We start from the raw sequence: 25,008 nt of genomic DNA on the forward strand, positions 1-25,008 counted from the left end.
GCCGGTGAACGCTAGGCCGCATGCCCGCTCAAATCGGTGATGACAGGCGTATCGCCGTTGAGCGGGTTTTGTGGATCGCGCGCGTAGCGCAACGTCTCGAACCGCATCGCGCGGGCGTCAACCATCACCAGCCGGCCGACCAGGCTTTCGCCGAAGCCGACGATCTCGCGGATCGCCTCCAGCGCCATCATCGATCCCAGCATGCCGGCCAGCGCACCCATGACGCCGGCCTCCGCACAGGCCGGCACGGTGCCGGGCGGCGGCGGTTCGGGAAACAGGCAGCGATAGGTCGGATTGAACTCGCCTTGCTCGTTGCGCTCATGGGCGCGGATGGTGGTCAGTGATCCGTCGAACATCCCCAGCGCCGCCGTGATCAGCGGCTTGCCAGCAAAGAAGCAGGCATCGGACACCAGATAGCGCGTTTCGAAATTGTCGGAGCCGTCGAGCACGAGATCGTAGCCGCCGATCAGCGACATCACGTTCCCAGCATCAAGGCGAACCGCGTGCGCCTCGAAGTTAACATGGGGATTGAGCGCGTGAACCACTTCGGCGGCGCTATCGACCTTGCGCCGTCCGATGTCGGGCGTGGTGTGGATGATCTGGCGCTGCAGGTTGGACAGCGAAACGATGTCGTCATCGACAGCGCCGAGCGTGCCGACGCCGGCAGCCGCCAGATACATCAGAACCGGCGCGCCGAGGCCGCCGGCGCCGATCACCAGCACGGATGCCTCCTTCAGCGCGGTTTGCCCGGGGCCGCCGACTTCGCGCAGCACGATATGGCGGGCGTAACGTTCGAGTTCGTCGGCCGTCAGCATGGTCGTGCGCTGTCCTTCCTTCGCTGGCCAACCCTCATGGTGAGGGGAAACCGGCCCCCTGAACCGGGGCGCGGTTGGTGCCGACTAAGCAGATGTGCTTAATTGGCGGGACGTCAATGCGCACTCCCTTGTTCCACCCCGGCATTCTCTGGATTTGTCATGAGATCGGTGCTTTCGGCAACATTGATGATCGCGGCCTTGGGTTTTGCGGCCTCGGATGCGCGGGCGCAGATGACGCCACCCGCTACGGCCGGTGCCAAGGCGAAACCGGTCACCACGATACCGATCCGTCCCGCGCTGCAGAAGCCGGAGGACACGGCCAAGGCATTGGGGCAGGCCGAGCGGCTGGCGCTGCAGTCGGACCTTGCCTGGGTCGGGCAGTACAACGGCGCCATCACGGGCGACGTCAGCGAGCGCATGGTCAATGCGATCAAGGAATTCCAGAAGTTGCGCGGGGCCAAGCCGACCGGCGTGCTCAATTCGCAGGAGCGCGGCCTCCTTGCGGACACCGCCAGGCGAAAGCAGGAAAGCGTCGGCTGGAAGATCGTCACCGATCCGCTCACCGGCGTGCGGCTGGGGATCCCGACCAAACTGGTGCCGCAGCAAGCCAGCGACGCCAACGGCACCAAATGGACGTCGCCGACCGGCACGATCCAGATTCAACTGGCGCGGCGCAAGGAAGCCGGCCCCGTTACGGCAAAGCTCGCCGAACGCGAGAAGAAAGAGCCGGGGCGCAACATCGACTACACCGTGGTCAAGCCCGACTTTTTCGTACTGTCCGGCCTGCAGGGCCTGAAGAAATTCTATCTCCGCGGCACCTTTAAAGGCGACGAGGTCCGCATCCTCACCATCCTCTACGACCAGGCGACCGAGAACACCGTGGAACCGGTCGTGATCGCGATGTCGAGCGCGTTCAATGCGTTTCCGGCGGCTGCTCAAATAGCCGGGCCTCCTCCGCGCAAGACCGTGGAATACGGCACCGGCGTCGTCGCCAGTGACGACGGCGCGATCATCGCCGACCGCCAGATCACCGACGGCTGCCTCACGGTCGCGATTGCGGGCTTTGGCAATGCCGATCGCGTCGCCGAGGACAAGGAGCACGATCTCGCGCTGCTGCGCATCTATGGCGCGCGCGGCCTGAAAGCGCTCAACCTCGCCAACGCCGCCACCAAGACGGCGCTCGACCTCACCGGCATTGCCGATCCGCAGAACCAGGGCGGCGGCGCCGCCGTGACCAGCGTGAAAGCTTCGGTGGCCCAGCTTGGCGGCGGCAGCGATATCGCGCTGACGCCCGCGCCGGCCATCGGCTTTTCCGGTGCGCCCGCGCAGGATGGCGACGGCAGGTTTGCCGGCATCGCGCTGTTGAAGCCGGTTCAGGTAGCGGGGCCTGCCAATGGCGTACCGGCGGCGCAGGCCGTGCTGGTGACCGGCGAAACGCTGCGCGATTTTCTCAAGGCCAACGGCGTCAATGCGGCCGACGGATCGAGCGATGCGAAGACATCGGTCGTTCGCGTGATCTGTGTGAGGAAGTAAGGCCGCAGCTGTCGTCACCCGCGAAGGCGGGTGACCCAGTATTCCAGAGACGTTCGTGATAGAGCCGATAGGCCGCGGCGTACCGGATGCCCGCCTTCGCGGGTATGACAGTCTTTGGTGCTGCTTGAGTACGGCTCTCAGCTTAGTCCGAACCGCACGCCGGCGCGCGCCAGACGGCCGGCAATGCCGATCGGCGTGCCATCCGCGCGCCAGCAGGCCGCGCCCGACATTGTTCCGTCCGCGTGAAACTGGATGGCGTTCATGCCGCCGGCAACCGTCGGCACGGCCAGCACGTTGTGACCCATCGAGACAAGTTTGGCGCGAACAGCGTCGGGCACCGCCAGTTCGACTTCGAGCGCGTTGCCTTCGGTCCACACCCGCGGCGCTTCGACCGCCTCCTGCAGGCTCATGCCGTGATCGATCAGGTTGATCAAGGCCTGCATCGCACTCGGAAAGATCCGCTTTCCCCCGGGCAGGCCGAGCGCGTAGACGAGCTTGCCGTCGCGAAGCGCCATCATCGGCGACATCGAGGTGGTGACGCGCTTGCCCGGCGCCAGCGAGAGCGCGTGGCCGGGACGGGGATCGTAGAGGTTCATGTAATTGTTCGGGATAGCGCCGAGGCCGGGAATCAGGATTTTTGCACCGAACAGATTGTTGATGGTCTGCGTGGTCGCGACCACGTTGCCGAACCCATCCGCCGCCGTCATGTGGGTGGTATCGGCGCTTTCGAGCTGCGCAACGCCGGCGGCCCAGCCTTGCGCACGGTTGGGATCGATCGCGCGGCGGCGCTCGTCGGCATAGGCTTTCGAGGTCAGGCGTTCGACCGGCACGTTGATGAAATCGGGATCGCCGCTTGCGGCGGCGCGGTCGGCGAAGGCGATCTTGAGCACTTCGGCGAGGTAATGAATTGTCGCGGCTGATCCGAAGCCAAGCCCACCAATATCGTAGCCTTCGAGAATGTTGAGCATTTGCGCGATGTGCACGCCGGAGGCCGCGGGCGGCGGCGGCCCGAGAATTTGCCAGCCGCGATAATCGGCGCGGATCGGCTGGCGCTCGACGGTCTTGTAGGTCGCCAGATCCTCGCGGGCGATGAAGCCGCCGTTGTTCTTCATGTAGTCGACGAGAATGTCGCCGAGCGGCCCGTGATATAACGCCGCTTCGCCATGCTGCGAAATGTAGCGCAGCGTCTCCGCATATTCCGACTGCACCACGCGCTCGCCGGCTTTCAGCGGCGTCCCCTTGGGCAGATAGATCGCCGAGATCGCCTTGTCCTTCAACATCTCCTTCGCGCTGTCGGAAATGCATTCATGCAGGTACGGCGTGGCCGCATAACCGCGCAAGGCATGCCTGATCGCAGGCTGCATGACGTCGGCAAGGCTCATGGTGCCGAACCGCTGCAGCGTCTCGCACCAGGCCTTCAGCGAGCCCGGCACCGCCACTGCTTTCGGGCCGGTCAGGTTTTCATCGCCCACGGTATCGAACACGTCATGCGCCGAGCCAGGTTTCGATGTGTAGGTATCGGGTCTGACCGCCAATGGCACCGTGCTCTGGCCGTCGACGAAGCGGTGGCTGCCGTCAGCCAGCCGGATATGGGCCATGCCGCCGCCGATGATGCCGACCATCATCGGCTCGACCACCGTCAGCGCAAACAGCGTCGCGATTGCCGCATCGATGGCGTTGCCGCCGGCCGCCAGCATTTCCGCGCCCGCGCTCGATGCCAGCGGATGATTGCTGACCACCATGCCGCGGCTCCCGGTCGCCGGCCGCTTCTGACATTGAAAACCGGTGGCTGCGCGATCCCGCCAATGACCCGTCATGTTGTTTTTCCGCTTCTTGTTGTGGTTTCATCGGGCGCAAATGCACCGCCCGGCAGTATTTGCCCGGATGACCACAATTCCAGAATCGGGCATCATTGCAAGCTGACTGATTCGGACTACCGCGATCCCCTGACCTTTGGATCGGGCTGGGCACGTCTGAACGAGCGCGTAACTCGGCGTCGCAGAATGCGGCGCAGCTCGTGTGGCGTAACCCAAATGCCTGAAAGCCATCCAGAGGACCTGAAATGCAGACGATCGTATTGGCCACCCAGAAGGGCGGCTCGGGGAAAAGCACGCTTGCCATCGGCCTTACACTTGCCGCCATCCGGGCCGGGCATAATGTCCGCCTGATCGAGACGGACCCCCAGGGCACCGTTTCGAACTGGAAGCGCCGCCGTCCCTATGCCGCGCCGATCATCGAGCCGATCTACGCCGCCCGGGAGGTCGAACAGCGCCTGCAATCGCTCGCGCACGACGGCGTTACGGTGACGATCGTGGATACCGCCGGCGGCGAAAGCGCCGCGACCAATTCGGCCATTCGTTATTCCGACTTCTGCCTGATTCCGACGCGACCGAGCATCGCCGACATCGAGGCGACCGCTGCGACGCTCCGCGTCATCAGGGCCTGGCACAAGCCGTTTGCCTACGTCCTGAACCAGACCCCGATCCGGGCCGCGGCACGCCTCGCCGGTGCGGAAAATGCGTTGAGCAACGAGGCCGCGCTCGACATCGCCGATATCGTTGCCAGACCCCTTATCGTCATGCGCAACGATCACCAGGACGCGCTGAGCGCCGGCCTCGCCGTCTGCGAACATGCACCGGGCGGCAAGTCCGCGGAGGAAATGCGCGCCCTCTGGCGGTGGACCGAATCGCGGCTGGGCAATGCGGTTGCGGCTACTGACGAACCGATCATCGAGGAGTTCGTGGAAATACCCGCAGTTATTCCTAAATGGGCTGCGCTCCCGTCTTTCGACGCCGACAGCGCACTCTTCCTGAGAACCCCCGCTCGCGTCTGATATCACGTTTCGCGCAAGGTAAATGCGCGAGGCGAACGCGGAAGCAATCCGGCCACCGGCCCCGCTGGATTGCTTCGCTATGGATTTCGGCGCAGCCAGTTCTCCCGCGTCACGCGCCATTTTTCCGCGAGCGTCTGACCACTGTGGTGGGCAAGCTCGATGTAGCCGACGAGTTCGGCGCCGGTCTTTTGCTTGACCCGGCGTGACGCCACGTTGGTCGCCGCATTGCAGGCGTAGAAGCTCTCGATCCCGAGCGTGCGGAAGGCAAAATCGTTCACCGCCGAGACGGCCTCGCTCATCAGGCCCTGGTTCCAATAGCGCTCCGCAAGCCAGAAGCCGCGGTTGCCCTTCGGATCGTCCGACCTCGGTCGAAAGCGAATATTCCCGATCGCCTCGCCGTCACCGCCGCGCAGCACCAGCATCCAATTATAGATCTCTTCCCCCGCGGCGACCTTCTCCAACTCCCTCGCGATGAAAGTCTCCGCGCCGTCCTCCGGATAGGGCCAGGGGACAACCGATGCGAGATGCTGGATGATGTTCCAGTTGTTGAAATGGCGCTGGATCGCCGGCGCATCTGATAGCGCGAGCGGCCGCAAGATCAGTCGCGTCGTTTGGAGCGTCGGCGTGTGGGTTATTTCTGGCATTTCGGGCACCAAAAGGTCGAGCGGCCGTTTTGAACGAAGCGCCGCACGATGCCGCCGCAGCGTGTGGTCTGGCATTTCTCGCCCTCGCGGTCATATACCCCGAACGAGTGCTGGAAATAGCCGAGTTCGCCCGAGGTCAGGCGATGATCGCTGATCGAGGAGCCGCCGGCCTTGATCGCCTGATTCAGCACCATGTGAATCGCATTTACCAGCCGCCCGGCGTGATCGGTCGGCTCGCCCTTCTTTGTCGATAGCGTCGCCGCCAACCGGCGTGGCGAGAGATGCGACCGGTACAGCGCCTCGCAGACATAGATATTGCCGAGCCCTGCGACAACGCGCTGGTCGAGCAGCGCGGCCTTCAGGCTGGTCTTCTTGTTGAAGCACGAGCGCGCCAGCATCGTGGCGTCGAATTCGTTGCCGAGCGGCTCCGGGCCGAGGTCCTTCAACAGCGGTTCGTCCTCCAGCGCGTTGCGGGCGATGATCTTCATGTAACCGAAGCGGCGCGGATCATTGAACACGATCGCCGCACCCGATGACATGTGAAACACCACGTGATCATGCGCGCGGTCCTCGCTGCGCGGGTGGTGGAATTGGCCCGGCGTGTCGTTATGGCCGCCTTCGAGCACCCGGAACGAGCCGGACATGCCCAGGTGCATCAAGAGCACGTCGCCGGAGCCGAGATCGGCCATCAGATACTTGGCGCGGCGGCCGAGGCCAGTCACGGTCTGGCCCTCCAGCCGCGCGATAAAATCTTTTTGAAAGGGAAACCGCAAATCCTTGCGCCGGGCTTCCGCTTTGAGGATTTTCGACCCCTCCATGGCGGGCTGCAGGCCGCGGCGGACAGTCTCAACTTCGGGCAATTCAGGCATGCAGGCATTCACCTTATGGAGGTGACGTGATAGCGCCATTGCGGCCGGCGCGCTATGGTCGGCAGACTACTCCTCGTTATTGCGAGGAGCGAAGCGACGAAGCAATCCATCTATCCCCGGGCGGGGAGGTGGATTGCTTCGCTTCGCTCGCAATGACGGGAAAATGCAGGGCCGAAGAATGAACCAGCCGGATCAAACCACCCATTTTGGCTTCAGGGATGTGCCCCTGGGGGACAAGCAAACGCTGGTGAACGACGTCTTTCACAGCGTGGCCTCCCGCTACGACCTGATGAACGATCTGATGTCGGCCGGCCTGCACCGGGTCTGGAAGGACATCATGATCAATGCGCTGAACCCGCCGAAGGGCGATGCGCCGTTTGCGCTGCTCGACGTCGCCGGCGGCACCGGCGATATCGCCTTCCGCGCGGCTGGGGCCGCGGGCGCGGGCTTCCATGCCACCGTCTGCGACATCAACACCGACATGCTCGAGGTCGGCCGCAACCGCGCGCTGGCGCGTCATCTCGACCACCAGGTTTCCTTCGTCGAGGGCAATGCCGAGACGCTGGCGTTCGGCGATCGCAGCTTCGACGCCTACACCATCGCGTTCGGCATCCGCAACGTGCCGCGGATCGATGCCGCGCTGCGCGAGGCCTATCGTGTGCTGCGGCCCGGCAGCCGATTTTTGTGCCTGGAATTCTCCACCGTCGACGTCCCCGGACTCGATCGGCTGTACGATTTCTTTTCGTTCAACGTAATCCCGCCGCTCGGCCGCGCCGTGACGGGCGATGCGGAATCCTATCGGTACCTCGTTGAATCAATCCGGAAGTTCCCCCGGCCCAATGTATTTGCCGAGATGATTCGCGACGCCGGCTTTTCGCGGGTGAAGTGGGAAAGCCTCTCCGGCGGCATCGTGGCGTTGCATTCGGGCTGGCGTTTGTGATTTCTGCGGCGACCCACATCGCGCGGCTCGTCCGCGCCGCTTACGTGTTCGCGCGCGAAGGCGTGTTCGGCGTCGTCGATCCGAGCCTGGTGCCACCGCCCGGGCAGCTCGCGCTGCGGCTGGCGCGTCTGATCGAACGGCCCGGCGCCAAATCCGGCCCGCGGCTGTCGCGCGCGCTGACGCGGCTCGGACCAGCCTACCTCAAGCTCGGGCAGTTTCTGGCGACGCGGCCCGACGTGGTCGGCGTCGCCATGGCACGCGATCTGGAAGCCCTGCAGGACCGGCTGCCGCCGTTCTCGCAAGCCGAGGCCGAAGCCGTCATTGCGCTATCGCTGGAACGCCCGCTGGCAAAGGCTTTTGTCAGCCTCGGCCCGCCGGTCGCCGCCGCTTCGATCGCGCAGGTGCATCGCGCCGAGGTCGAGCGTGACGGCGTGCGCCAGCCGGTTGCGGTGAAAGTGCTCCGGCCCCATGTCGCCTCGCGCTTCCGCCGCGATCTCTCCGATTTCTTCTTTGTCGCACACAATGCGGAAGCGCATTCGGCAGAAGCGCGGCGGCTGCGGCTGATCGAGGTCATCAACACGATGTCGCGCTCGGTCGCAATGGAGATGGACCTGCGGCTCGAGGCGGCCGCCTTGTCCGAGATGGCGGAGAACACGCGCGACGATCCGGATTTCCGCGTACCGACCGTCGACTGGGACCGCACCACCCACAACGTGCTGACAATGGAGTGGATCGACGGCATCGCGCTGAACGACCACGCGCGCCTCGCGCAGTCGCACATCGATCTGCCCGATCTCGGCCGCAAGGTGATCCAAAGTTTTCTGCGCCATGCGCTGCGCGACGGCTTCTTCCACGCCGACATGCATCCCGGCAATCTGTTTCTCGACGATGCCGGCCGGCTGGTGGCGGTCGATTTCGGCATCATGGGCCGGCTCGGGCTGAAGGAGCGGCGCTTCCTCGCTGAAATTCTCTTGGGCTTCATCACGCGCGACTACCGCCGCGTCGCCGAAGTGCATTTCGAGGCCGGCTACGTGCCAGGCCATCACTCGGTGGAGAATTTCGCGCAAGCCATCCGCGCCATCGGCGAGCCGATCCACAACCGCACCGCCGAAGAAATCTCGATGGCGAAGCTGCTGACGCTTCTCCTCGAAGTCACCGGGCTGTTCGACATGCAGACGCGCCCCGAACTGATCCTGCTGCAGAAGACCATGGTGGTGGTCGAGGGGGTGGCGCGCGGGTTCGACCCCAAGCTCGATATCTGGAAGGTCGCCGATCCCGTGGTGCGCGAATGGATCGAACGCAATCTCGGCCCGCTCGGGCGGGTTCAGGGCGCAATGACCGGCGCGGGCGAACTCGGCCGCGTGATGGCGGGCCTGCCTGCGATCGCCTCGCGGGCGGTTGCCGTGCTCGAGAACATGGAGAAGATGACCCGGGAGGGCCTGACTCTGTCGCCGGAGACGATCGCGGCCATGGGCCGGGCCGAGGGCCGCAAGAGCCGCTGGCGGACGGTGGCGCTCTGGATCATCGCAGCCACCTTTATCGGAATTTTGGTCGCTATCCGGCAGCTCTGATTGCAATGCTATCACGATGTGATAGCATTGACTGCATACCTTGCTGGAGGCAGCCATGGCCAGCCTGACCATCCGAAAACTCGACGACGCCATCAAGTCCTACCTGCGGCTCCGCTCGGCCAAGAACGGCCGCTCGGTCGAGGAAGAGGTCCGGGTGATCCTGCGCGAATATTGCGAGGGGAGCCCGGCGCCAACAGCTTCAGCGACCTCGCCGTCCGCTTCGGCTGAACGGCCGGCTGTCGAGCGCGCAAACACTGCCGGCCAGGCCAGCGTCACCCTGATCATCGGCGGCGGTATCGCCGCCTTCAAATCGCTGGAACTGATCCGGCGGCTGAAGGAGCGGCACATCGACGTCCGCTGCGTGCTGACCAAGGCCGCGCAGCAATTCGTCACGCCGCTGTCCGCCAGCGCGCTGTCGCATGAGCGCGTCTATACGGATCTGTTCGACCCCGGCAGCGAATTCGACGCCGGTCACATCCGCCTCGCGCGCGAATGCGACCTGATCGTGGTAGCGCCGGCGACCGCCGACCTGATGGCGAAGATGGCGCAGGGCCATGCCGACGATCTCGCCAGCGCGATCCTGCTGGCGGCTGACCGGCCGATCCTGCTGGCGCCCGCGATGAACCCCCTGATGTGGAACAACGCCGCCACCCGCCGCAACGTGCTGCAGCTTCGGCGCGACGGCATCCATATGATCGGCCCCGGCGCTGGCGAAATGGCCGAGTCCAACGAGGCCGGCGTCGGGCGAATGTCGGAGGCGGTCGAAATCGCTGCCGCTGCCGTCGACATTCTCCGCCCGCCGCGACCGCGACCGCTCGCAGGCAAGCGCGTGCTGATCACGGCGGGGCCGACGCATGAGGCGATCGATCCCGTGCGCTATATCGCCAACCGTTCCTCCGGCAAGCAGGGCTTTGCCATCGCCGCCGCAGCGCAGGCTGCGGGCGCCGACGTCACGCTGGTCTCCGGCCCGGTCGAATTGCGTGATCCCCCAGGCGTCACGGTGATCCGTGTGGAATCAGCGCGCGACATGCTGCATCGGGTGGAGGCCGCCTTGCCGGCCGATATCGCGATCTTCGCAGCCGCCGTGGCCGACTGGCGCGTCGCCAACGAAGGCGAGCAGAAGCTGAAAAAGACTCCCGCCGGCATGCCGCCACTGCAACTGGTCGAAAACCCCGACATTCTCGCGACGATCTCGAAACTGAAGGACAGGCGCCCGCCGCTGGTGATCGGGTTTGCCGCCGAGACCGAGCATCTCATCGACAACGCCAAGGCCAAGATCGCGCGCAAGGGCTGCGACTGGATCGTCGCCAACGACGTTTCGCCCGCGCTAGGGGTGATGGGCGGCGACCGCAACACCGTTCACCTGTTGACGCGCGCCGGCAAGGATATCGGCGTCGACGACATCAAGGTAGATTCCTGGCCGGTGATGACCAAGGAGCAGGTCGCAACCGAACTGGTGGCGAAGATTGCCAAGACCGTGGAGAAGAATTCGTGAGCGCGACCGTGAAAGTCGAAATCCGCCAACTGCCGCATGGCGAAGGTCTCGCGCTGCCGGCCTATCAAAGCGCTGACGCCGCCGGGCTCGACCTGCTCGCGGCAGTGCCGGCGGACACCCCCTTGATCCTGCCTCCGGGCAAATATGCGATGGCGCCGACCGGGCTCACGATCGCGCTGCCCTCAGGCTATGAGGCGCAGGTGCGGCCGCGCTCCGGGCTTGCCGCCAAGCATGGCGTCACGGTGCTGAATTCGCCGGGCACAGTGGATGCGGATTATCGCGGCGAGATCAACGTCCTCTTGATCAACCATGGCGATGTGCCGTTTCCGATCCGGCGTGGCGAGCGGATTGCGCAGATGGTGATCGCGCCGGTCGTACAGGCGGAACTGGTTCCGGCGGTGTCGCTTTCAACAACCGATCGCGGCAGTGGCGGTTTCGGCTCGACGGGACGTTGAATCGGCTAGCAAAAACTGCTCTCTCAACGGTAACCCGCCGAATTTTTCACAGCCATATTTGCGTTCACGGTCTGGACTCTTACCGGTCGACTCCCGAAGGAGATACTCTCGACCCGATTCGTGCGGAGCGCGACCAGCAAAAGTGGGGGTCCGGTTTTGCGTCCGGGCGCGCTCAATCCTATTAGTTGGCGCATAATCTCAACGCCAAACCGCTCACACTTTGGCGGATTTATGCGCTGGGGTAGTTCCGGACCCTGCAGTCGTGCGTTTTTGGGGCAAATAATGTCGGGCGTAGTCGCGGCGATGCGTCGAACCCTGCTGTCGTGCACCTCACTGGCGCGCCACGGCGTGATTGCGCTCGCCACCGCCCTCGCCGTCTCACCGGAACCCGCGTTGGCCGCTGACTTGACCATCACGCAGACGATTTCAGCGCTATTCGACCTCAATCACCAGGAATTTGCGGCCCTGACGACGGCGCTGTCGCTGCTCGGCTTTACCGTGGTGGCGGCGATCCTGCTGATGCGCACGCGCATTCGGGCCACCCGGTTGGAACTCGACCTGCGCTCCGACATCGCCGACCTGCAGGTGCAGGCTGACCGGCTGCGCGCGCTCTTGTTTGCCGAGCCCCAGATCCTGATCGCCTGGGCCGCGGGCGACAACCGTCCCCAGATCAGCGGCGACACCTCGCTTCTGATCTCGCAGGACGCGCTGTCCAATTCACCGCAGCGTATCCTCGCCTTTGGAACCTGGCTGCCACCGGAACCGGCGCTGCAGATGGACCATGCGGTCGACGCGCTGCGCGAGGCCGGCGAAGGTTTTCTGCTCAATCTCGCTACCTCGAACGGCCGCGCCATCGAAGCGATGGGCCGCGCCATCGGCGGGCAAGCCATTGTGCGGATTCGCGAACTCGGGGGCTTGCGCCGGGACCTCGCCGAATCCAATCTCCGCTACAGGACGCTTTTGGAGGAGACCGAGCTGCTGCGCGACTTCGCCGCGGAGGTACCCTGGCCGATCTGGGCCAAGAGCGTCGAGGGCAACCTGCGTTACGCCAATGCGGCCTATGTGCGGGCCACCGAGGGCGCAAGCCTCGCGGATACGATCCACCGCAGCCTCGAACTGCTGGAAAACGACCAGCGCGCCGAGATGGGCCGGGTACTGAACGACAATTCCACCTTCAGCGCGCGGCTGCCGATCGTGGTCGGCGGCGAGCGGCGCATCTATGATGTTCAGGCGCTCAAGCTCGGCGGCGGCAGCGCCGGCATCGCCATCGACGCCAGCGAGGCGACTGCGTTGCGCGACGCGATGGAGCGGATGGCGGAAGCCCATCGCCGCACCCTCGACCAATTGTCGTCGGGGGTTGCCGTGTTCGACGGCCAGCGGCGGCTTGCCTTCTACAACGAATCCTACCGTCGGCTGTGGGGCCTCGATCAGGCCTTCCTCGATTCCAATCCCGACGATTCAAGCGTGCTCGATCGCTTACGCGCGGCGCGCAAACTGCCCGAGCAACCGGATTTCCGAGTCTGGAAGGCCAAGCTGCACCAAGCCTACCGCGCCGTGGAGCCGGAGAACTACACCTGGTTCCTGCCCGACGGCCGCGCCGTCAGCGTCGTCACTACGCCGAACCTCGAAGGCGGCGTCACCTATCTGTTCGACAATGTCACCGAGAGCCTCGATCTCGCCCGCCGCTACGACCGGCTGACCCGGGTCCAGCATGAAACGCTCGACAATCTGGCTGAAGCGGTCGCGGTGTTCGGCAGCAATGGCCGCGTGGAACTGTTCAATCCCGCTTTCGAGAAAATGTGGAAGCTGTCGGCGGAAGCGCTCAAGGAGCAACCCCACATCGAGACCGTCGAAGCGTGGTGCAAGCCGCTGTTCGACGATGCGCTGACCTGGCGGGCGCTGCGCGAGGCGATCACTGCGATCGACAACCGCGCGCAGGTATCGCTGAAGCTCGAGCGCAAGGACGGCAGCGTGCTGGACTGCATGACCATGCCGCTGCCCGACGGCGCGACCATGCTGACCTTCCAGGACATCACCGACACCGAAAATGTCGAGCGGGCGCTGCGCGAACGCAACGAGGCGCTGGAAGCCGCCGACCAGATGAAGGTCGATTTCGTCCACCACGTGTCCTACGAACTGCGCGCCCCCCTCACCACCATCATCGGCTTTGCGCATTTCCTCAGCGACCCCTCGACCGGCCCGCTGACGCCAAAGCAGGCCGAGTATCTCGACTACGTCACCAAATCGACCAACGCGCTGCTCGCGCTCACCAACAACATCCTCGATCTCGCCACCATCGATGCCGGCGCCATGAAGCTCGAGCTCGGCCCGGTCAATATCGAAAAAGCCATCCAGGCCGCCGCCGAAGGCATCCAGGACCGGCTGGCGACCGACCGCATCGAACTCAAGGTCGATATCGATTCGGATATCGGCAACTTCACCGGCGACGAGCGCCGCGTCGTGCAGGTGCTCTATAATTTACTCGCCAACGCCGTCGGATTCTCGCCGCACGATGCCGCGGTCACGATCAGCGCGCGGCGCAGCGAGCATCGCGTGATCTTCACCGTCAGCGATTCCGGCCCCGGCATTCCGGCTGACGTGAAAGACAAGGTGTTCGACTGGTTCGAGAGCCACTCCCACGGCTCGCGTCATCGCGGCGCCGGCCTCGGCCTGTCGCTGGTGCGCTCCTTCGTCGAACTGCATGGCGGCAAGGTGCGCGTCGATTCGGTGGTCGGCAAGGGCACCACGGTCAGCTGCGACTTTCCGATCGACCAGAACGCGCATCGCAACGCCGCCGAATGACAGCGCCCGCGACATTTACGGCAGCGCTTGCGAACGAGACGTCCACCGCGCATCTGATGGCCGACCTCGCGCTGCTGGTCGGTCCGGGCGACGTCATCACGCTCTCGGGCGATCTCGGCGCGGGAAAGACCGCGGCGGCGCGCGCGATGATCCGCTATCTCGCCAACGATTCCGCGCTGGAAGTGCCGAGCCCGACGTTCACGCTGGCGCAGAGCTACGATTTGCCGTTCCCGCTTCTTCACGCCGATCTCTATCGGATCAATGATTCGAGCGAGCTGGAGGAAATCGGATTGTCGCCGCTGCCGGAGGGCACGCTGGCGCTGATCGAATGGCCGGAGCGCGCACCGGATGCATTGCCCGAAGATCGCATCGACATCGCCTTCAGCCATCGCCCGGCGCTCGGGTCCACCGCGCGCGCCGCCGAAATCACCGGCTATGGCAGGGCGGCGGCGCAGGTGGTGCGACTGGAGGGCTTGCGAAAGTTTCTCAGCGATGCCGGCTTCCTGGATGCGGCGCGCGAGCGCATGCCGGGCGACGCCTCGACGCGCTCCTACGCGCGGCTGATCCGCGACGACGGAACGTCGATCCTGATGAATTCGCCGCGCCGTCCGGATGGCCCGGCGATCTATGACGGAAAATCCTACAGCGCGGCGGTTCATCTCGCCGAGGACGTCAAGCCGTTCGTCGCCATCGACAACGGCCTGCGCGCGCACGGCTTCTCGGCGCCCGCGATCCGCCACGCCGATCTCGATTCCGGTTTCCTGATCACCGAGGATTTCGGCAGCGCCGGCGTCGTCGAAGGTGATCCGCCGCGACCGATCGTCGAGTGCTACGAAGCGGCGACCGACATGCTGGCGGAGTTGCATCGCAAAGCCCTGCCCGAAACGGCGCCGCTGGAGCCGCAGGGCTCATACCAAATTCCGGTCTACGATATCGATGCATGGCTGGTCGAGATCGGCCTGATGCTCGAATGGTATCTGCCGGATCGCGGCGCCGAGGTCAGCCAGCAACGGCGCGACGAATTCGTCACGATGTGGCGAACGCTGCTGGAGAAGCCGGCGGCCGCGCCGCGAACCTGGGTGATGCGGGATTTTCATTCGCCCAACATCATCTGGCTCGGCGAGCGCACGGGGATCTTGCGCGTCGGAATCATCGACTTCCAGGATGCCGTGCTTGGCCCCGCCGCCTACGATCTGGTGTCGCTGCTGCAGGACGCGCGGCTCGACATTCCCGAACAGCTCGAATTGACGCTCCTGACCCGCTACATCAAGGCGCGCCGCGCCGCGGATGGTCAGTTCGATCCGGCCAGCTTTGCCGAGCTTTACGCCATCATGTCGGCGCAGCGAAATACCCGCCTGCTCGGCACTTTCGCCCGGCTCAACCGGCGCGACGGCAAGCCGCAATATCTGCGCCACCAGCCCCGGATCTGGACCTACCTGAACCGTTCGCTGGCGCACCCGGCGCTGGCGGCATTTCGCGAATGGTATGCCGCCAACGTGCCCCCGCCGCTCTCCTGATTTACCTCCTGTTAGCCACCCCGCACTTAATCTGGACCCGGCCATGCCGAGCCGGCGTGGCCCAGCCAGTTTTGAAGTGGGAAGACGGCCATGGCGGCGGCGGAACGGCGCAAGGGAGATCGGGTCGTATTCGAGCGCGGCTTTGCGGCGCACATGATGGGCATCGACGGCACCTGGCGGCGCGACTGCGTGATGGAAGACGTCTCCGAGACCGGCGCCAAGCTGACAGTCGAAGGTTCGGTCGAGGGCCTGCATCTGAAGGAATTCTTCCTGCTGCTGTCGTCCACGGGGCTGGCCTACCGGCGCTGCGAGCTGGCCTGGGTCAATGGCGACCAGATCGGCGTCAACTTCCTGAAGCAGGGCGACAAGAAGAAGAAGGCGGCCAAGCGCGGAGCCGAGGACGCCGAAGTCTGAGGTTTGGCCGCGCCGGCGGCCGTCGTACGGCCGTCATGTACGGCCACTAAGGCCCCATGGTTGCTGGTTCAGGCGAATCGCCGTGGTATGATCCGCGGCGCGATTTGATGGTTCGAGAAACTCCAAGAGCAATTCCAAGGATGTCCGTTACGCCCACCAAAGCCATGGTCCTTGCCGCCGGTCTCGGTTTGCGCATGCGCCCATTGACCGACCATATGCCGAAGCCGCTGGTCCGCGTGGCCGGCCAGCCCTTGCTCGATCACGTGCTGGACAAGCTCGCCGGCGCCGGCGTCAGCGAGGCCGTGGTCAATGTGCATTACCTGCCCAACCAGATCATCCAGCACACCGCGAACCGGGCCCGGCCCCGCATCATCATTTCCGATGAACGCGACGTCGTGCTCGGCACCGGCGGCGCAGTGGTGAAGGCGCTCCCGTTGCTCGGCAAGGAGCCCTTCTTCCACCTCAACGCCGATACGATGTGGATCGACGGCGTGCGGCCCAATCTGGCGCGGCTCGCCGAAACCTTCGATCCTGACCGGATGGACATCCTGCTCCTGATGGCGCCGACCACGAGCAGCATCGGCTATGCCGGCCGCGGCGACTACGCGATGCTGCCGGACGGCGCATTGCGCAAGCGGCGTGAACACCAGGTGGTGCCGTTCGTCTATGCGGGTGCGGCGATCATGTCGCCCTCGCTCTTTGCCGACGCGCCCGCCGGCGAGTTTTCGCTGACCAAGATGTTCGACCGGGCCAACGAGCAGGAGCGGCTGTTCGGCCTGCGGCTCGACGGCGTCTGGATGCATGTCGGAACCCCCGACGCGGTGCAGGCCGCGGAAGAGGCGTTTTTGGAGAGCGTGGCGTAGATCCGCCCATGGTGCCGTAGGGTGGGCAAAGCGAAGCGTGCCCACCATTTGCACCTAAACCTCGATCAAGCATGGTGGGCACGCTTGCGCTTTGCCCACCCTACGGGCCGTTTCTGTGACGATGGTGTGTAGTGGGGACGTTGCCCCTCTCTCACATGACCAACCCGAAATCGCTCCCTATATTGCGCCTGACCTCGAATCAGGAAGCCCATGCGCGTTTTCAGCGTTCCCGTATCCGTGCCGTTCCTGCGCACCGTCATCGCGGCGCTGGTCGACGGCCGGCTGGTCGAAGGATTCGAGGCGCGCAGGGATCCTCTGAATCTCGCAACGGCGACGCTCTATCTGCCGACCCGGCGCGCAGGAAGGCTGGCGCGGGAGATCTTTCTCGATGAGCTGAAGACGGACGCCGCGATCCTGCCGCGCATCGTGGCGCTCGGCGACATCGACGAGGACGAGCTGGCGTTTGCGGAAGGCTCCGAACAATTCAGCGGCGTGGCGCCGCTCGACATTCCGTCGAGGCTCGGTGAACTGGAGCGCCGCCTGACGCTGGCGCATCTGGTTGCGGCATGGGCGAAAAGCCCGGTGTCGGCGCCGCTCGTGGTCGGCGGCCCGGCCTCGACATTGGCGCTGGCCGGCGATCTGGCGCGGCTGATGGACGACATGGTGACGCGCGGCGTCGCCTGGGAAGCGCTCGACAAACTGGTGCCGGACCAGTTCGACAAATACTGGCAGCACTCGCTCGAATTCCTGCGCATCGCGCGCAAGGCATGGCCGGAGCATTTGAAGGAAATCGGCAGGATCGAACCCGCCGAACGGCGCGACCGCCTGATCGAGGCGGAAGCCGCGCGCCTGACCGCGCATCATGAGGGGCCGGTGGTGGCAGCCGGTTCGACCGGTTCGATGCCGGCAACCGCGAAATTCCTCAACGCCGTGGCCGGCCTGAAACTGGGCGCGGTGGTGCTGCCGGGACTCGACACCGATCTCGACGAGGAAGCCTGGCAAACGATCGGCGGCGTCAGGGAAGCGCAGGGCAAATTCACCACGCAGCCCTCCTCGAACCATCCTCAATTCGCGATGCACGGTTTGCTGGATCGCTTCGGCATCAAGCGTGGCGATGTCGAAATCCTGGGTACGCCGGCACAGCAGGGACGCGAGGTGCTGGTGTCCGAGACGATGCGGCCGTCGAGCGCGACCGAACAATGGCACGACCGTCTGGTCCAGCCGGAGGTCGCCGCGAAGATCGCAGGCGGCATGATGAAGCTTGCCGTCGTCGAAGCGCCCAATTCGGAGATGGAGGCGCTGGCGATTGCGGTGGCGATGCGCGAGGCGCGGCACCTGAACAAATCGGCGGCGCTGGTGACGCCGGATCGCGCGCTGGCGCGGCGGGTGATGGCGGCGCTGACCCGCTGGAATCTCGAATTCGACGATTCCGGCGGCGACGCATTGATGGACATGCCAAGCGGCATTTTTGCCCGCCTCGCCGCGGAAGCCGCCAGCAAGGGGCTGGAGCCGCCGACCTTGCTCGCGCTCCTGAAGCATCCGTTGTTTCGGCTCGGCGGCGCATGTGGCGCGTTCAGGCACGCGATCGAGATCCTCGAACTGGCGCTGCTGCGCGGCACCCGGCCGCAGGCAGGAACGGCCGGCCTGGCGCGCGATTTCGATCGCTTCCGCGCCGAGCTCAAAAAGCTCAGGAGCCATGAAACCTCTTCGCTTCACGCCTCGGAGCCGCGCGCGAAACTGAAGGACAACGAACTCGACCAGGCGCAGGCGCTGATCGCGGCGCTGCAAAAGGCGCTGGCGCCGCTGGAAATCATGGGCTCGTCAAAACCGTTCGATTTCGCCGAGCTGGCGCTGCGCCATCGCGAAACGCTGATCGCGCTGTCTTCGGATCAGAACGGCATTGCAATCGTCTTCGAGGAAGCGCAAGGCGCTGCATTGTCGGCGGCGTTCGATGACCTGCTCGCCGAGCAAAAGCCGAGCGGCCTGATGGTCCAGCTCGGCGACTACCCTGATGTGTTCCAGACCGCCTATGCCGATCGCATGGTGCGGCGGGCTGAATCGGCGAGCGCGCAACTGCACATCTACGGCCAGCTCGAAGCGCGGCTGACCGAATCCGACCGCGTCATCCTTGGCGGACTGGTCGAAGGCGTCTGGCCGCCGGCGCCGCGGGTCGACCCCTGGCTGAGCCGGCCGATGCGCCATGAGCTCGGCCTCGATCTGCCGGAGCGGCGCATCGGCCTTTCCGCGCATGACTTCGCGCAGTTGTTGGGAGCAGACGATGTGATCCTGACCCATTCGGCGAAAGTCGGCGGCGCGCCGGCGGTCGCCTCGCGCTTTCTGCATCGCTTGGAGGCTGTTGCCGGCGAAGCGCGTTGGGACGCGGCCAAAAGCATCGGTGAAAATTACGTCCGCTTCGCCGCCGAACTGGACCAGCCCGACGCGGTCGAACCGATCGAGCAGCCCGCGCCGAAGCCGCCGGTCGCGACGCGGCCGCAAAAACTGTCGGTCACGGCAATCGAGGACTGGCTGCGCGATCCCTATACGATCTACGCAAAATACATCCTGCGGCTCGATCCGCTCGACCCCGTCGACATGCCGCTGTCGGCGGCCGATCGCGGCTCGGCGATCCATGGCGCGCTCGGCGAATTCACGCAAAACTTCGCTGACGCGCTTCCGCCACAACCCGCATTGGTACTGCGCGGCATCGGCGAAAAATACTTTGCGCCACTGATGGAGCGTCCCGAGGCGCGGGCGCTGTGGTGGCCGCGGTTTCAGCGCATCGCCACCTGGTTTGCGGATTGGGAACTGGCGCGGCGCGACGAGATTGAGAAAATTGCCGCCGAGATCCGGGGCGAGATCAAGATTCCGCTCGACAATGAACGCATCTTCACGCTGTCGGCGCGCGCCGACCGGATCGAGCAGCGCGGTGACGGCAGCTTCGCGATCCTCGATTACAAGACCGGCCAGCCGCCGACCGGCAAGCAGGTGCGCATGGGCCTGTCGCCGCAATTGACGCTGGAAGCCGCGATCCTGCGCGAGGGCGGCTTTGAAAATATCCACGCCGGCTCGTCCGTCGGCGAACTCGTCTATGTCAGGCTCAGCGGCAACAATCCGCCCGGCGAGCAACGCTCGCTGGAGCTGAAAATCAGGAACAACGATACGCCGCAGCGGCCGGACGAAGCAGCCGACTACGCCCTTGAACAGCTAGAAACGCTGATCCGCAAATTTGAGAACGAGGAGACGGCCTACACTTCGCTGAACCTGTCGATGTGGTCGAACCGCTACGGCGCCTATGACGACCTCGCCCGCATCAAGGAATGGTCGGCGGCCGGCGGACTGGGGATCGAGGAATGGTGAAGGCTGCCCGCATCATTCCCGACGCCGTTCGCGCCACGCAGGCGCGCGCCTCCGATCCGGCGGCTTCCGCCTTCGTCTCGGCGAACGCCGGATCGGGCAAGACCCATGTGCTGGTGCAGCGAGTAATTCGCCTGCTCCTCGCCGATGTGGCGCCGGAAAAGATTCTCTGCATCACGTTTACAAAAGCCGCCGCCGCCAACATGGCGGAACGGGTGTTCACCACCCTCGGCCATTGGGTGACGCTCGACGACGACGCACTGGACGCGGCGATCCGCGACGCCGGCATTCCCAATCCCGGCGCACGCCTGCGCAAATCGGCGCGCAAGCTGTTCGCCTGCGCGCTGGAGACGCCGGGCGGACTGAAGGTGCAGACCATCCACGCGCTGTGCACGCGGCTGCTGCAGCAATTCCCGTTCGAGGCCAACGTGCCGGCGCGGTTTGCCGTGCTCGACGACCGCGACCAGAACGAAATGATGGAGCGCGCCAATCTCGGGGTTTTCCTCGAAGCGTCGCGCAACCCCGACAGCGCCACTGGCCGCGCGCTGATGACGGCGATGGCGAGCGCCGCCGACGTCACCTTCAAGGACGTGGTGCGCGAGGCCTGTCTCAGTCGCGATCACTTCATGGCCTGGACGGATGCCGCCGGCAGCGCGCAAGCCGCTTCAGCGCAGATTTCGGCTGCACTCGGTGTCGAGCCCGATGATCGCATTGAGGGTGTCGAGCGTGAGATATTAGACGGGCCGAACCTGCCGCGATCGCGCTGGCAGGAAATCGCACAGGTCCTGGATACCGGGAGCAAAACCGATCAGGGCCAGGCTACGCAGCTTCGCGCCGCGCTGGCATTTTCCGGTGCAGCCCAGGTGGACGAGTATCTCTGCGTGTTCCTCACCGACGCCGATCGCACGCCGCGCAAATCCGTGGTTACAAAGAACTTTACGCGGGACAATCCTGCGGTTGGACGCTTGTTCGAATCCGAGATTGATCGCCTCGCGCCTCTGATCGCGAAACGCCGTGCGGTGACCGCCCGCGACCGCACCGAGGCGCTGCTTTATATCGCTACCGCTGCGGCGGCCAATTATCGCCGCGAGAAGCAGGAACGCGGCCTGCTCGACTATGACGATCTGATCGACAAGACATTGGAGATGCTCGACCGCGTCTCCTCGGGCTGGGTGCATTACAAGCTCGACCGCGGCGTCGACCATGTGCTGATCGACGAGGCGCAGGACACCAGCCCGCGGCAATGGGACATTGTCGCCCACATCATCTCCGAATTCACCTCGGGCGCAGGCGCGCGCGACGGCGTGGTGCGAACGGTGTTCGCGGTCGGCGACGAGAAGCAGTCGATCTTTTCGTTCCAGGGTGCAGCGCCGCGCGAATTCGACCTGCGCCGCCGCGCGTTGCAGAGGAAGTTCGAGGGTGCCGGACTGAAGTTCGATCCGGTATCGTTTACCTATTCGTTCCGGTCGGGACCGGAGATCCTGCATGCGGTCGATCAGGTGTTTCGCGAGCAGGATATTTTTCGCAGCATTCATGCGGTCGATATCGGCAATCCGATCCATCACGCGCTGGCCGACGCCGGCCCGGGTCAGATCGATCTCTGGGAGCTTGCGGAAACCGACGATCGGCAGGACATCGAAGGCTGGCGCGCGCCGTTCGACGGCGTCGCCGCGACCAGCCCCGAAGTGAAGCTTGCCCGGCGCATTCAGGCCGAGATCAAGACGCTGGTCGGCAGTGGCGTGATGACCGGCAGCAAGAGCGATCGCCGGCCGCTGCGCTATGGCGACATGCTGGTGCTGGTGCGCCGGCGCGGCAATGCGTTCGACGCCGTGATCCAGGCGCTGAAGCACGCCGGCATTCCGGTCGCTGGCGCCGACCGCCTCAAGCTGACCGAGCACATTGCCGTCATCGACCTGATGAACCTGGCGGATGCGCTGTTGCTGCCGCAGGACGACCTGGCGCTGGCGGTGGCGCTGAAGAGCCCGCTGTTTGGGCTTGGCGATGACGACCTGTTCAAGATCGCCTGGCAGCGCAAGGGATCGTTGCGCGCGGCATTGACTGAGCGCGCCGTGGCCGACGGCCGGCTGCGGGATGCGCTGTGGCGGCTCGAACAGTGCGAACGCCGCTTTGCAAGCGAAACGCCGTTTGCGTTCTATGCCTGGCTGCTTGGCGGCGACGGCGGCCGCGCGCGAATCCTGCGCCGGCTCGGACATGAGGCGAACGACGCGCTGGATGAATTTCTGGAGCTGGCGCTGAACTACGAGCGCAAGGCGCCGGCCTCATTGCAGGGCTTTATGGCGTGGCTGCGCACGGCCGATCTCGAGGTGAAGCGCGACATGGAAATTTCGCGCGACGAGGTCCGCGTCATGACCGTGCATGGCGCCAAGGGGCTGGAGGCTTCCGTCGTGTTCCTGGTGGACACCACGACCTCGCCCTCGGATACGCAGCGGCTGAAACTCATCAATTTGCCGCAGGGCAATGCCGATCCGCATGCGCCCGGTGTCGTGGTCTGGGCCGGCCGCAAGGCCGAGGATCCCCCGGCCGTCGTCGCGGCACGCGCGGCGATGATCGGCGATACCGAGGATGAATACCGCCGCCTGCTCTATGTCGCGATGACGCGCGCGGCAGACCGCCTGATCGTCGGCGGCTGCCTGCCCGGCAACATGAAGAGTGTCCGACCGCTGTCCTGGTACGATCTGATCACCAGGGGGCTCGCCGGTTCTACCTTGCAGCTACAGGAGATCGAGACCGCCATAGGCCGGGTGAAGCGCTATACGCGCCCCGAGGAGGCGGCACCGTCAGCCGCTCCCGCTGCGGCGCCGCTTCCCCCGGCGCCGATGATGCTGCCCAACTGGCTGCTGACCCCGGCGCAGCCCGAGGTCTCCCCGGAAAGCCTCCTGCGGCCCTCGGACACCGCTGACAGCGAGCGCCATCCGGTCCGGACGGCCGAATCGCTCACGCAGCGCGCCCGGGCCCTGCAGCGCGGCACGCTGGTGCACCGGCTCCTGCAATCGTTGCCCGATATTGCCGCCGAGCGCCGCCGCGAGGCCGCGCTGGCCTATCTGGCCCGCAATGCCGATGGCTGGACCGAGCAGGAACGGCAGGCGCTCGCCGATAGTACGCTGGCCTTGATCGCAGATGCCCGCTTCGCGCCGGTGTTCGCCCCCGGCAGCCGGGCCGAAGTCTCGATCGTCGGACGGCTGAAGCGGCCGGCCGGACGGCCGGCGCTGGTGTCCGGGCAGATCGACCGCCTTGTGGTTACGGAAAACGAGGTCCTGGTCGTGGATTTCAAGACCAACCATGCCCCGCCGAGCCGGCCTGACGAGGCGCCGAAGGGCTATGTCCGCCAGCTCGCGCTGTACCGGGCAGTGCTGGCGAAGCTTTATCCCCAGCGGCTGGTTCGAGCGGCACTGCTTTGGACCGAAAGCGCTGAATTAATGGAGATTTCAGCCCCCGCACTGGAAGCCGAGCTGGCATCCATCATCTCGGCGTGACCCATGCTTGACCCGGCAGGATCGCGTTCATAGGTTTGATCCTATCATTGCGGGCGCGATTCTCATCCCGCGCCCCTTAATTCCTAACCGAACGAGGTAATTCCCATGGCCGTTGGCAAGGTTTCTGACGCCGATTTCGAAGCCGAGGTGCTCAAGGCGACCGGGCCGGTGGTCGTCGATTTCTGGGCCGAATGGTGCGGCCCCTGTCGCATGATCGCGCCCGCGCTCGACGAGATTTCCGGCGCCATGGGCGACAAGGTCAAGATCGTGAAGCTGAATGTCGACGAGAGCCCGAAGACGGCCTCGAAATACGGCGTGATGTCGATCCCGACCCTGATGATCTTCAAGGGCGGCGAGATGGCCTCCCGCCAGGTCGGCGCCGCGCCGAAGGCGAAGCTGCAGCAGTGGATTACCGCTGCGGTCTGATCGGCTTCGAGCGATCATTTGTGATGAAGCGGCCGGCGGATAGCCGGCCGTTTTTGTTTTTGCGGCGAATGATCTCGTAGCCCGGGTGGAGCGAAAGCGTAACCCGGGATTCTCTGTTCGCTGCATGATCCTCCCGGATTGCGCTTCGCTCCATCCGGGCTACACGTTGATCCACCCCGTCGCCAACGCGTGCGCCAGTTCGGCCTGACCGTTCTGCCGCGCGAGCGTTGCCATCGCCTCATGATCATATCGCACATGCCGGAGGGTGACGCGCCAGGCGCCATCGGCGAGTTCAAGGATGGCGTAGCGCGCATCCGGCGTGCCGGCTTCGATCACATGCGCAAACGGATGAGTATCGCGATAACCGGGTGAGCCGACGCTGCCGGGATTGACGATCAATCGGCCATCGCGAAGCCTGACCACGCGGGCGAGATGGGTATGCGCGCAGAGGATCAAGGACAGCGTGATGCCCCTGGCGTGCTCCTCGACCGCCTCCCGCGGGGACATTCGCACGGTGCCGTCGGGCAAGATGGTCTCCAGCCAGTAGACCTCGTCATGGTTGGGCGTCGCATGACAGAGAAACACCTGATCGCGAAACACGGCGGTCTTTGGCACCGCGCGCAGCCAGTCGAGATGGCGCGCTTCGAGTTGCGCATGGGCGGGCCGATCCCATGACCCCATCTTCTCCGGCGGCCGGTCGATCAGATAGCGATCATGATTGCCGAGGACGTGAACGGCGTCGAGCGCCATCAGCGTGTCCATGGTTCGGCGCGCGTCGAGCGGGCCGCTCGCCATGTCGCCGAGATTGACGATCTCGCCAATGCCCTGCGCGCGGATGTCAGCCAGCACGGCTTCCAGCGCGAGATAATTTCCGTGCACATCGGCAATCGCGGCAAAGCGCATGTCAATTCTCAATTCCAGCTTTCGACGAGGGACGTCGCACAACCTGCAAGAACCTGTGCAAGAACGATGCTATGGCGATC

General features: G+C 65.0%; 18 protein-coding genes. 13 read left to right on the forward strand and 5 right to left on the reverse strand.

The annotated features are described in order from the left end of the window. Nucleotides 1–11 precede the first annotated feature (11 nt). On the reverse strand, nucleotides 12–815 hold the full coding sequence (gene moeB, locus IVB05_RS42630) for a molybdopterin-synthase adenylyltransferase MoeB (RefSeq protein ID WP_247782154.1): 804 nt from the start codon (nucleotides 813–815) through the stop codon (nucleotides 12–14). Nucleotides 816–974: 159 nt separating this feature from the next. Here moeB and IVB05_RS42635 point away from each other — a divergent pair, with 159 nt between their 5' ends. Further along, on the forward strand, nucleotides 975–2,348 hold the full coding sequence (locus tag IVB05_RS42635) for a serine protease (RefSeq protein ID WP_247782155.1): 1,374 nt from the start codon (nucleotides 975–977) through the stop codon (nucleotides 2,346–2,348). Nucleotides 2,349–2,485: 137 nt separating this feature from the next. On the opposite strand, the gene ggt is transcribed toward IVB05_RS42635, so the two are convergent. Then, nucleotides 2,486–4,165 (reverse strand): gamma-glutamyltransferase, encoded by a 1,680-nt coding sequence (ggt, locus tag IVB05_RS42640; RefSeq protein WP_247782156.1) that lies wholly within the window; start codon nucleotides 4,163–4,165, stop codon nucleotides 2,486–2,488. A 245-nt stretch (nucleotides 4,166–4,410) separates the two neighbouring features. Here ggt and IVB05_RS42645 point away from each other — a divergent pair, with 245 nt between their 5' ends. After that, nucleotides 4,411–5,181 (forward strand): ParA family protein, encoded by a 771-nt coding sequence (locus IVB05_RS42645; RefSeq protein WP_247782157.1) that lies wholly within the window; start codon nucleotides 4,411–4,413, stop codon nucleotides 5,179–5,181. Nucleotides 5,182–5,258: 77 nt separating this feature from the next. Here IVB05_RS42645 and IVB05_RS42650 read toward each other — a convergent pair whose 3' ends face one another. Both IVB05_RS42650 and mutM read right to left on the reverse strand, forming a co-directional pair. After that, on the reverse strand, nucleotides 5,259–5,825 hold the full coding sequence (locus IVB05_RS42650) for a GNAT family N-acetyltransferase (protein WP_247782158.1): 567 nt from the start codon (nucleotides 5,823–5,825) through the stop codon (nucleotides 5,259–5,261). Further along, on the reverse strand, nucleotides 5,813–6,694 hold the full coding sequence (mutM, locus tag IVB05_RS42655) for a bifunctional DNA-formamidopyrimidine glycosylase/DNA-(apurinic or apyrimidinic site) lyase (protein ID WP_247782159.1): 882 nt from the start codon (nucleotides 6,692–6,694) through the stop codon (nucleotides 5,813–5,815). Before mutM ends, IVB05_RS42650 begins: the two co-directional genes overlap by 13 nt. Nucleotides 6,695–6,872: 178 nt before the next feature. Here mutM and ubiE point away from each other — a divergent pair, with 178 nt between their 5' ends. From ubiE to trxA, 11 genes are all read left to right on the forward strand, one after another. Next, nucleotides 6,873–7,634 (forward strand): bifunctional demethylmenaquinone methyltransferase/2-methoxy-6-polyprenyl-1,4-benzoquinol methylase UbiE, encoded by a 762-nt coding sequence (gene ubiE / locus IVB05_RS42660; protein WP_247782160.1) that lies wholly within the window; start codon nucleotides 6,873–6,875, stop codon nucleotides 7,632–7,634. Beyond that, entirely contained in the window at nucleotides 7,631–9,205 is a 1,575-nt protein-coding gene (gene ubiB, locus IVB05_RS42665; RefSeq protein WP_247782161.1) for a 2-polyprenylphenol 6-hydroxylase, read from the forward strand. The genes ubiE and ubiB overlap by 4 nt, the downstream gene beginning before the upstream one ends. A 55-nt stretch (nucleotides 9,206–9,260) precedes the next feature. After that, complete coding sequence (coaBC, locus tag IVB05_RS42670) at nucleotides 9,261–10,700, forward strand: bifunctional phosphopantothenoylcysteine decarboxylase/phosphopantothenate--cysteine ligase CoaBC (RefSeq protein ID WP_247782162.1); 1,440 nt, start codon at nucleotides 9,261–9,263, stop codon at nucleotides 10,698–10,700. After that, the gene (gene dut / locus IVB05_RS42675) at nucleotides 10,697–11,155 is read left to right on the forward strand and encodes a dUTP diphosphatase (protein ID WP_247782163.1); all 459 of its coding nucleotides are present in this window, start codon (nucleotides 10,697–10,699) and stop codon (nucleotides 11,153–11,155) included. The genes coaBC and dut overlap by 4 nt, the downstream gene beginning before the upstream one ends. 282 nt (nucleotides 11,156–11,437) lie before the next feature. After that, nucleotides 11,438–13,957 carry a PAS domain-containing sensor histidine kinase gene (locus IVB05_RS42680; RefSeq protein ID WP_247782164.1) on the forward strand — a complete coding sequence of 840 codons (2,520 nt, stop codon included), beginning with the start codon at nucleotides 11,438–11,440 and terminating at the stop codon, nucleotides 13,955–13,957. Continuing rightward, entirely contained in the window at nucleotides 13,954–15,474 is a 1,521-nt protein-coding gene (tsaE, locus tag IVB05_RS42685) for a tRNA (adenosine(37)-N6)-threonylcarbamoyltransferase complex ATPase subunit type 1 TsaE (RefSeq protein ID WP_247782165.1), read from the forward strand. Before IVB05_RS42680 ends, tsaE begins: the two co-directional genes overlap by 4 nt. 90 nt (nucleotides 15,475–15,564) lie before the next feature. Next, complete coding sequence (locus IVB05_RS42690) at nucleotides 15,565–15,888, forward strand: PilZ domain-containing protein (RefSeq protein ID WP_247782166.1); 324 nt, start codon at nucleotides 15,565–15,567, stop codon at nucleotides 15,886–15,888. Between the two features lie 140 nt (nucleotides 15,889–16,028). After that, the gene (locus IVB05_RS42695; protein WP_247782167.1) at nucleotides 16,029–16,751 is read left to right on the forward strand and encodes a nucleotidyltransferase family protein; all 723 of its coding nucleotides are present in this window, start codon (nucleotides 16,029–16,031) and stop codon (nucleotides 16,749–16,751) included. Nucleotides 16,752–16,961: 210 nt separating this feature from the next. Next, nucleotides 16,962–20,108 (forward strand): double-strand break repair protein AddB, encoded by a 3,147-nt coding sequence (gene addB, locus IVB05_RS42700; protein ID WP_247782168.1) that lies wholly within the window; start codon nucleotides 16,962–16,964, stop codon nucleotides 20,106–20,108. Continuing rightward, nucleotides 20,102–23,599 carry a double-strand break repair helicase AddA gene (addA, locus tag IVB05_RS42705; RefSeq protein ID WP_247782169.1) on the forward strand — a complete coding sequence of 1,166 codons (3,498 nt, stop codon included), beginning with the start codon at nucleotides 20,102–20,104 and terminating at the stop codon, nucleotides 23,597–23,599. The genes addB and addA overlap by 7 nt, the downstream gene beginning before the upstream one ends. 105 nt (nucleotides 23,600–23,704) lie before the next feature. After that, the gene (gene trxA / locus IVB05_RS42710; RefSeq protein ID WP_016847387.1) at nucleotides 23,705–24,025 is read left to right on the forward strand and encodes a thioredoxin; all 321 of its coding nucleotides are present in this window, start codon (nucleotides 23,705–23,707) and stop codon (nucleotides 24,023–24,025) included. A gap of 159 nt (nucleotides 24,026–24,184) precedes the next feature. Here the strand turns inward: trxA and IVB05_RS42715 are convergent, their stop codons facing one another. Next, a complete protein-coding gene (locus IVB05_RS42715) occupies nucleotides 24,185–24,928 on the reverse strand; it encodes a metallophosphoesterase family protein (protein ID WP_247782170.1) in 744 nt (247 codons plus the stop codon). Nucleotides 24,929–25,008 lie beyond the last annotated feature (80 nt).

This window comes from Bradyrhizobium sp. 170 (assembly GCF_023101085.1).
GTDB lineage: Bacteria > Pseudomonadota > Alphaproteobacteria > Rhizobiales > Xanthobacteraceae > Bradyrhizobium.